This window comes from Mesorhizobium sp. M7A.F.Ca.CA.002.05.1.1 (genome assembly GCF_003998335.1).
Taxonomy (GTDB): Bacteria; Pseudomonadota; Alphaproteobacteria; order Rhizobiales; family Rhizobiaceae; genus Mesorhizobium.
The window spans coordinates 1-8,241 of the sequence record NZ_RZQI01000182.1; the positions used below are offsets into that span (position 1 = coordinate 1).

Sequence of the window (8,241 nt, forward strand, 5' to 3'; positions counted from 1 at the left end):
GTGCTCGACGGTTATGAGGCGGCGCAGAAGGCGAACGGCAAGCGCGACAGCCGTCACCGCGTCGAGCACATCGAGGTCACCACCACCGCTGATGTGCCGCGTTTCGCCGAACTCGGCGTCATTGCCTCCATGCAACCGCCGCATCCGCCGGGCGCAATGGATTTTCCACTGGAGCCGACGGTATCGCGCATCGGGCCGGCGCGCTGGCCGCTGAGCTATGCGTGGCGGACCTTGAAGGATGCCGGCGCGCATGTCGTCTTCGCATCGGATTGGCCGGTGTCGCCGATCGATCCGATCCTGGGCATTCAGGCGGCAGTGTTGCGCAAACCGTGGGCAGAAAGAGACCCGGACCAGAGTTTCTCACTGCATGAAGCGATCGCCGGTTACACGATCGAGGGCGCCTACGCCGAATTCGCCGAGCACCGCAAGGGCACGCTGAAATCAGGCTACATGGCCGATCTGGTGGTTTTGTCGATGGATATCGAGAACACCGCCCCGGCCGACCTGCACAAGGTGCGGCCGGTGACGACGATTTGCGGCGGCAAGGTCACCTATCAGGCCTGACTATGGCATGGGGCTTGCAGGCCTCAATGACTGATTGAACTGTGACCCAATGCCGGGCTTGCCAACCCACCGGCCATGTGGTCACATCGAACAGGGGAAGAGCTCCGCCAGCAAGAGCGGGGTCAACAGTGAGGCGTAATCGTGCCGGACAAACCGGATCGGAATGCGATTGAAGTAGTAAACGTCAGAAAAATTTTCGGATCAGGTGAGGGGCAGGTAGCTGCCCTCGACACGGTCTCGGTATCTATCCGCGAGAACGAATTCTTCACGTTGCTGGGGCCATCCGGCTGCGGCAAGACGACGTTGCTCAGGCTGATCGCCGGCTTCGACTTTCCAACCGCCGGTGAGATCCTGCTCTACGGCCAGGACATCGCGCCGCTGCCGCCCTTCAAGCGGCCGGTCAACACCGTGTTCCAGTCCTACGCGCTGTTCCCGCATATGACGGTGGCCGACAATATCGGCTTTGGCCTGGAAATGCTGGGCAAGCCGAAGGCCGAGATCAAGGCGCGCGTCGCCGAGATGCTGAAGCTGGTCAAGATGGAAGCTCTCGCCGGCCGCCGCACCGGCCAGATTTCCGGCGGCCAGCAGCAGCGCGTGGCTCTGGCGCGGGCGCTGGCGCCGCAGCCGAAGGTGCTGTTGCTCGACGAACCGCTGTCGGCGCTCGACTTCAAGCTGCGCAAGGACATGCAGATCGAATTGAAACGACTGCAGCATGAGACCGGCATCACCTTCATCTTCGTCACCCATGACCAGGAAGAAGCGCTGACGATGTCGGATCGCATTGCGGTGATGTCGGCGGGCAAGATCCTGCAGGTCGGCTCGCCGTGGGACATCTACGACAAGCCGGCGGAGCGCTTCGTCGCCGACTTCATCGGTGAAACCAACTTTCTCACCGCCGCGGTCTCGAACATCGGCAATGGCAAGGCGCGCGCCACACTCAAATCCGGCGCGACCATCGAGGCGACCGTTGCCGAGGGCTTCCAGCCGAAGGACAACGCCACCGTGGTGGTGAGGCCCGAGCATGCCAAGCTGACCAAGGACAAGGGCGAATTGTCCGGCACTGTCGACAACATCGTCTATTTCGGCACCGACACTCATATACATGTGCGGCTCGACAGCGGCGAGGTCTTCACCGTGCGCCAGCAGAACACGCGCAGCGCCGGTTGCGGCTTCGAGCGCGGCGACAAGGTCGGCATCGTGATCGGCAATGACGCCGCGCAAGTGGTGAGGGACTGATGGCGAGCGCGGAAGAAGTCGCCAAGGAAGCCGAACGCAGAGATATCCGCGATCGGTGGGTGCTGTCGGCGCCGGCACTGATCATCATCTTCCTGGCGGCGTCCGGCCCGCTGCTGATCGTCGTGATCTATTCCTTCCTGACGCCGGGGCCCTATGGCGGCGTGGTGTGGAAATTCTCCACCGATGGCTGGCTGTCGGTGCTGTTGCAGCGCGACATCTTCGACGACACTCTGGCCTTCGCCGATGCGCATTTGTCGATCTTCTGGCGTTCGATAAGCCTGTCGTTCTACACCACCGTGCTGACGTTGTTCTTCGGCTTCCCCACAGCCTATTTCATCGCCACGCGACCGCCGAAGACGCGCGAGGTCTGGGTTTTCCTCGTCACCATTCCGTTCTGGACGAATCTCCTGATCCGCACCTTCGCCATGCAGCAGGTGATCCGCAACGAAGGGCTGGTCAACACCGCGCTGATGGCGCTCGGCATCATCAAGCAACCGCTGCAGATCATGAATACCGACGCGGCCATCTTGCTCGGCATGATCTATGTCTACCTACCTCTGATGGTGCTGCCGATCTACGCCTCGATGGAGAAGCTCGACTTCCGGCTGGTCGAGGCCGGATATGACCTCTACGCCGGTCGCTGGCAGGTTCTGCGCCGCATCGTCTTCCCGTTGATCAAGCCCGGCGTCATAGCCGGCTCGATACTGGTCTTCATTCCCTCGCTTGGCGCCTATGTCATTCCGCGGGTGCTGGGCGGCGGCAAGAACATGATGCTCGGCAACCTGATCGAACTGCAGTTCGGCGCAGGCCGTAACTGGCCGCTTGGCGCGGCCATCTCAATTACGCTCATGGTGCTGGTGATGATCGCGCTCCTGTTCTACGTGCGCAACGCATCCCGGTCGGAGGGAGCCCATGGCTAAGCGTCCGTTCGACATCCAGGCGCAACCCGGCTTCGGGTTCATGGCGCTTCTGACCTTCTTCGCGCTCTATCTGCCGATCGCGGCGCTCGTCACCTATTCGTTCAACACGGCGGATTCGCTTTCGCGCTGGGATGGCGTCTCACTGCGCTGGTTTATTTCGGCCTGGCACAATTCGGCTGTGCAGGACGCCTCCGTCCGCTCGCTCGTGCTGGCAGTCTCGGCCGCCGCGCTATCGACGATCGCCGCCACCATGGCTGCTCTGGCCACGACCCGCACGCGGCCCTATCCCGGCCTTACCTTCAAATACGCCTTCATCAACCAGCCGCTGATGGTGCCGGAGATAGTCACCGGCGTCGCGCTCCTGATCGTGTTCTCGCGCATCAAGGTCTGGACCGGTTACTCAGGACTCGGTTACCTGATCGCCGCCCACACCGCCTTCTGCATCCCGTTCGCTTACCTGCCGATCCGGGCGCGGCTGGACAGCATGGACCTGACGCTGGAGCGCGCAGCCGCCGACCTATACGCCACGCCCTGGAAAGCCTTCCGTTTCGTGACGCTGCCGCTCTTGAGGCCGGCCATCATCGCGGGCTTCATGCTCGCCTTCGTCATTTCGCTCGACGATGTGGTCATCACCGAATTCGTCAAGTCCGGCGGCCAGGATACGCTGCCCACCTACATGCTCGGCCAGTTGCGGCGCGAAACGAGCCCGGAAATCAATGCGATCGCCACGGTATTTCTTGCGCTGTCGGTGGTGCTCGTAACCGTGTTCTACTTCGTCAATAGGCGCAAGCCATAACCAACGATTGCCAAACGGGAGAATAGCAATGAAATGGAAGACCACGGCTGCCACGGCGGTATTCGCAATGTTTGCCTTTGCGGGCAGCGCGTATGCGGAAGGCGAACTCAGCATCTTTAATTGGGGCGACTACACTAGCCCCGAGATGATCAAGAAGTTCGAGGATACCTATAAGGTCAAGGTGACGACCACCGACTACGACTCCAACGACACCGCGCTAGCAAAGGTACGCGCCGGTGGTCATGGCTTCGACATTGTGGTGCCGTCGGCCAACTACGTGCCGATCTGGGTGAAGGAAGGGCTTCTGCTTGAGGCCCGGCCCGACCAGATGGAGAACTTCAAGAATGTCGACGAGCGCTGGGTGAACGTTCCCTGGGATCCGGGCCGTCATTATACGGTTCCGTGGCAGTGGGGCGTGACCGGCATCGGCGTCAACACAAAGGTCTATGACGGCGACATCAACACCTCGGCCATCTTCCTCGATCCGCCGAAGGAACTGGTTGGCAAGATCAATGTCGCGCCGGAAATGAACGACGTGCTGTTCGCCACCATCAAGTATCTGGGCGGCAACTGGTGCACGGACGACAAGGAATTGCTCAAGAAAGTGCGCGACAAGCTGGTGGAGGCCAAGCCGAAATGGCTGGCCATGGATTATAGCGTGACCGATAAGCTACCGGCCGGCGACTATTCGGCCGTCTACTACTGGAACGGCGCCATCATGCGCTCGCGCATCAAGAACCCCGACATCAAGTTCGGCTACCCGAAGGAGGGCTTCCCCTTTTTCATGGACAGTGTTGCCATCCTCAAGGATGCCAAGAATGTCGACAACGCCAAGCTGTTCATGAACTTCATCATGGATCCCGAGAACGCCGCCATGATCTCCGCCTTCGCCAAATATGCCAATGGCATCAAGGGCTCGCAGGCATTCTTGCCAGCCGACATGAAGGATGCGCCCGAACTGGTGGTACCGCCAGAACTGGAGAAAGCGGGCGAGTTCCTCACCCCTTGCTCGCCTGAGGTGCAGCAACTCTACACGCGCATCTGGACGGACGTTCAGAAATAGCGGCACTCCGCCTTCTTCCGCGCGAGTTGGAAGACGGCGGGTCAAGGGCCGTATGAGGGGTAGCGCTGAATTCGCAGCGTTCGCGCCGCCCCTCACCTGGCCTGCCGGCATTGCTCTTCGCCATGGCGTCGGGCGTTCGTCACTCGAAAGGCCCAATCGGGGGCTTTTTCGTCCGCTGTGCAGACCGCCCTCATTCAAGTGAACTGAAGAGCGGCATGCGGCGGCAGGGGATTCTCATGCAGTCATACCGCAACAGCGACGCGCGGCCGCCGATCATGCAGGGCTCGCCGCCCGCCATGGTACCGCCGAAGCTCGACTGGGACCGGCCGCCGTGGAACCGCTGGGCGTTCCAGCACATCCGTGAAATTCTGCCGACCGCCGAAGTCTGGCGCGGCAATGGCCATCGCCACCGCTTCGAACGCGCCGAGGTTGATCTCGACGGGCTGGCGGTCGAGGACAGCGAGGGCATGCCGACGACGCTCGCCGGGTTGCTCGACGAGACCTATACGGACGGCTTTCTGGTGCTCAAGGACGGCAAGGTCGCCTATGAGCGCTATTTCAACGGCATGGATGAGCGCACGCTGCACTTGTCGCAGTCGATGGCGAAGTCCGTTACCGGTTCGGTGTTCGGCATACTGGTCGGGCGCGGCCTGATCGATCCGGCCAGACTGGTAACAGATTACCTGCCGGAACTCGGCGTTACCGGCTGGACCGGCGCCAGCGTCCAGCATGTGCTGGACATGACCAGCGGCGTCCGTTTCTCAGAGGAATATACCGACCGCTATTCCGACATCGGCCAGGTCGATGTCGCCACCGGCTGGAAGCCGGTGCCGCTGGACAGCGATCCGGCCTTTCGTTGGCCCTCGCACATGTTCGAGCTGATCCTCGGCTTGAAGGACACGATCCGCCCGCACGGGGCTCAATTCGAATACCGCTCGATCGAGACCGACGTGCTTGCCTTCATCATGGAGCGGGTGACAGGCAAACGGCTGCCGCAGGTGGTTTCGGAAGAACTCTGGCAAAAGCTCGGCGCTGATGAAAGCGCCTGCTTCACGGTCGATAGCGCCGGCTATGCGGTGGCCGACGGTGGCTTCAACGCGACGCTGCGCGACTATGGCCGCTTCGGCCAGCTGATCCTCGACAATGGTGGCGGCGTCGTGCCGGCCGGCTGGGTCGAGGCGACGCGCAACGGCAGGCATGGGCCGGACTTCAGCCCCAGCCTGCCGGAGGGCAGCTATCGCAACCAGTTCTGGATCGAGGATCCGCGCTCGCGCGCACTGATGTGCCGCGGCGTGTTCGGTCAGATGATCCATATCGACTGGAACACCGGAATGGTCGTGGTGAAGCTTTCGACCTGGCCGGATTTCGCCAATGGTGCCTATTCCATAGCGACGCTGAAGGCCGTGCACGCTATCGCCACGGCACTTCGCTGAGCCCCCACAAAGAAAAAACGACCCGGAAGGAAACGCCATGACCGGCAAGACCGTGTTCGAGACCCGCTATGGCTTCCGGCGCAACCAGGTGGTGCTCGCCAACTGGCGCGAGAACCCCTTCAACCGGTGGTCGTTCCAGAACCTCGGCGAACTGGTGCCGACCGCCCGCGTGGCGGCGACGTCGGGCGTTGTCGAAACCCCCGTGCGCGATATGGGCGGCCTGCTCGGCGAAAAGGTCGCGATCGCCGGCACATCGGAGACAGTGGCTGAATTTCTCGCGCGTTCGAGCACCGACGCACTGACGGTGATGAAAGACGGCAAGATCGTCGGCGACTGGTTCGCCCCGCATATGGATTTCGGCGCCCGCCACATCATCTTTTCGATCAGCAAGTCGCTGACCGCCATCATTGCCGGCATTCTGGAAGGCGAGGGCGTATTCGACCCGGAAGCGCCGGTGACGGCCTACATCCCTGAAGCCGCCGGCTCGGCCTATGGCGATGCGAGCGTGCGGCATGTGCTCGACATGAGCGTCAGCCTCGATTTCGAGGAAGCCTATCTCGATCCGGAGAGCGCTTTCGCCCGCTATCGTCGCGCCACGCTGTGGAATCCGGGCGGCGGCACGGAGAGCCTGCGCGAATTCATTTTGACCTTGCAACGCCTTGCAGAGCCGCATGGCCAGACCTTCCGCTACCGCTCGCCGAATTCCGACCTGCTCGGACTGCTGCTCGAGCGCGCGTCGGGCCAGCGGTTCACCGACCTGATGCGCGAGAAGCTGTGGCTGCCGCTCGGCGCTGTCGGCGAAGCCTCGATCGGCGTCGACATGGAAGGCACGGCGCGCACGGCCGGCGGTATTTCGGTGACGCCGCGCGACCTGGCGCGTGTTGGCGAGATGATGCGGCAAGGCGGGGTGGCCAATGGCCGCCGCATCGTGCCGGAAGCCTGGGTGCGCGATACGGTTGCTAGCGGCGGCAGTTCCGACGCTTGGCAGCGCGGCGCGATGCAGCCGCTGTTCCCGAAGGGCCGCTATCGCAACAAATGGTACCAGACGGGCTTGCCGAACGGCGCCTATTGCGGCATCGGCATTCATGGCCAGTGGCTGTATGTCGATCCCAGGACCAAAGTGGTGATCGCCAAGATGTCGTCGCAGCCCGAGCCGGTCGACGATCCGCTCGATGTCGAGATCGTCGCCTTCTTCGAGGCGCTGAGCCGGATGGTCTGATCCTCGCTTGGCCGCCACATTAGCGCGCGCTTTCCTGTGGACCCGCCGGGCTCATGGAAACGCGGCGGTTGGCGGACCGGACGTCTGCGCCTATGGTCGCCGCTCTTTGGACGAGAGCAGGTACGACATGGCATCCGACATCAAGCGCATTGCAGCCATCATCGCGGCCGAGATCAGCGCGCGGCCCGAACAGGCGGCCGCGGCGATTGAACTGCTCGATGAGGGCGCGACAGTGCCGTTCGTGGCGCGCTACCGCAAGGAAGTCACCGGCGGGCTCGACGACACGCAATTGCGCGATCTTGCCGAACGCCTTGCCTATCTGCGTGAGCTCGATGCGCGCCGCGACAGCATCCTTGGCTCGATCCGCGAACAGGGCAAGCTGACCGAGGAGCTTGAAGGCAAGATCGTCGCCGCCAGCACCAAGGCGGAACTTGAGGACATCTACCTGCCCTACAAGCCCAAGCGCCGGACCAAGGCCGAGATCGCCAGGGAGCGCGGGCTGGGGCCGCTGGCCGAAGCCATCTTGGCGAACCGCTCATTGGTGCCTGCCGAACTGGCACTGGCCTATGTCAGCGAAGAGGTGGCCGATACCAAGGCAGCGCTCGAAGGGGCGCGCGACATCCTGTCGGAACAATTCGCCGAGAATGCCGATCTGGTCGGAAAATTGCGCAGCTACATGAAGGAGCGCGCCTTCATGCGCGCCAGGGTGGTCGACGGCAAGCAGGAAGCCGGTGCGAAATTCTCCGACTATTTCGACCATGTCGAGCGCTGGGCAAATGTGCCGAGCCATCGCGCGCTGGCGATGCTGCGTGGCCGCAACGAGGAGGTGCTTTCGCTCGACATCGAGGTCGATGCCGATGATACGTCGCCGGTGAAGCCGGTCGAGCGGATGATCGCCAATGCCTATGCCATCGGAGGCAGCCTGCCGGGTGACCGCTGGCTGATGGAGGTGGCGGGCTGGACCTGGCGGATAAAACTGTCGCTGCACCTGACTCTCGATTTGATGCGCG

Annotated in this window: 8 protein-coding genes; all 8 read left to right on the top strand. The window is 62.5% G+C overall.

Features of this window, described 5'->3' with window-relative positions; all coding sequences use genetic code 11:
* A partial coding sequence (locus EN939_RS12030; protein ID WP_164750961.1) for an amidohydrolase family protein occupies positions 1–564 on the top strand: 564 nt, incomplete at its 5' end.
* A 141-nt stretch (positions 565–705) separates the two neighbouring features.
* Positions 706–1,800: an ABC transporter ATP-binding protein gene (locus EN939_RS12035; RefSeq protein ID WP_127268192.1), complete on the top strand. Its 1,095-nt coding sequence runs from the start codon at positions 706–708 to the stop codon at positions 1,798–1,800.
* Entirely contained in the window at positions 1,800–2,720 is a 921-nt protein-coding gene (locus EN939_RS12040) for an ABC transporter permease (RefSeq protein WP_127268193.1), read from the top strand. The genes EN939_RS12035 and EN939_RS12040 overlap by 1 nt, the downstream gene beginning before the upstream one ends.
* On the top strand, positions 2,713–3,516 hold the full coding sequence (locus EN939_RS12045; protein ID WP_127268194.1) for an ABC transporter permease: 804 nt from the start codon (positions 2,713–2,715) through the stop codon (positions 3,514–3,516). The genes EN939_RS12040 and EN939_RS12045 overlap by 8 nt, the downstream gene beginning before the upstream one ends.
* 28 nt (positions 3,517–3,544) lie before the next feature.
* Positions 3,545–4,579 carry an extracellular solute-binding protein gene (locus EN939_RS12050; protein WP_127268195.1) on the top strand — a complete coding sequence of 345 codons (1,035 nt, stop codon included), beginning with the start codon at positions 3,545–3,547 and terminating at the stop codon, positions 4,577–4,579.
* A 236-nt stretch (positions 4,580–4,815) separates the two neighbouring features.
* A complete protein-coding gene (locus tag EN939_RS12055) occupies positions 4,816–6,012 on the top strand; it encodes a serine hydrolase domain-containing protein (RefSeq protein ID WP_127268196.1) in 1,197 nt (398 codons plus the stop codon).
* Between the two features lie 37 nt (positions 6,013–6,049).
* Entirely contained in the window at positions 6,050–7,231 is a 1,182-nt protein-coding gene (locus EN939_RS12060) for a serine hydrolase domain-containing protein (RefSeq protein WP_127268197.1), read from the top strand.
* 127 nt (positions 7,232–7,358) lie between these two features.
* The coding region (locus EN939_RS12065) for a Tex-like N-terminal domain-containing protein (RefSeq protein WP_272483089.1) at positions 7,359–8,241 on the top strand (883 nt) is incomplete at its 3' end.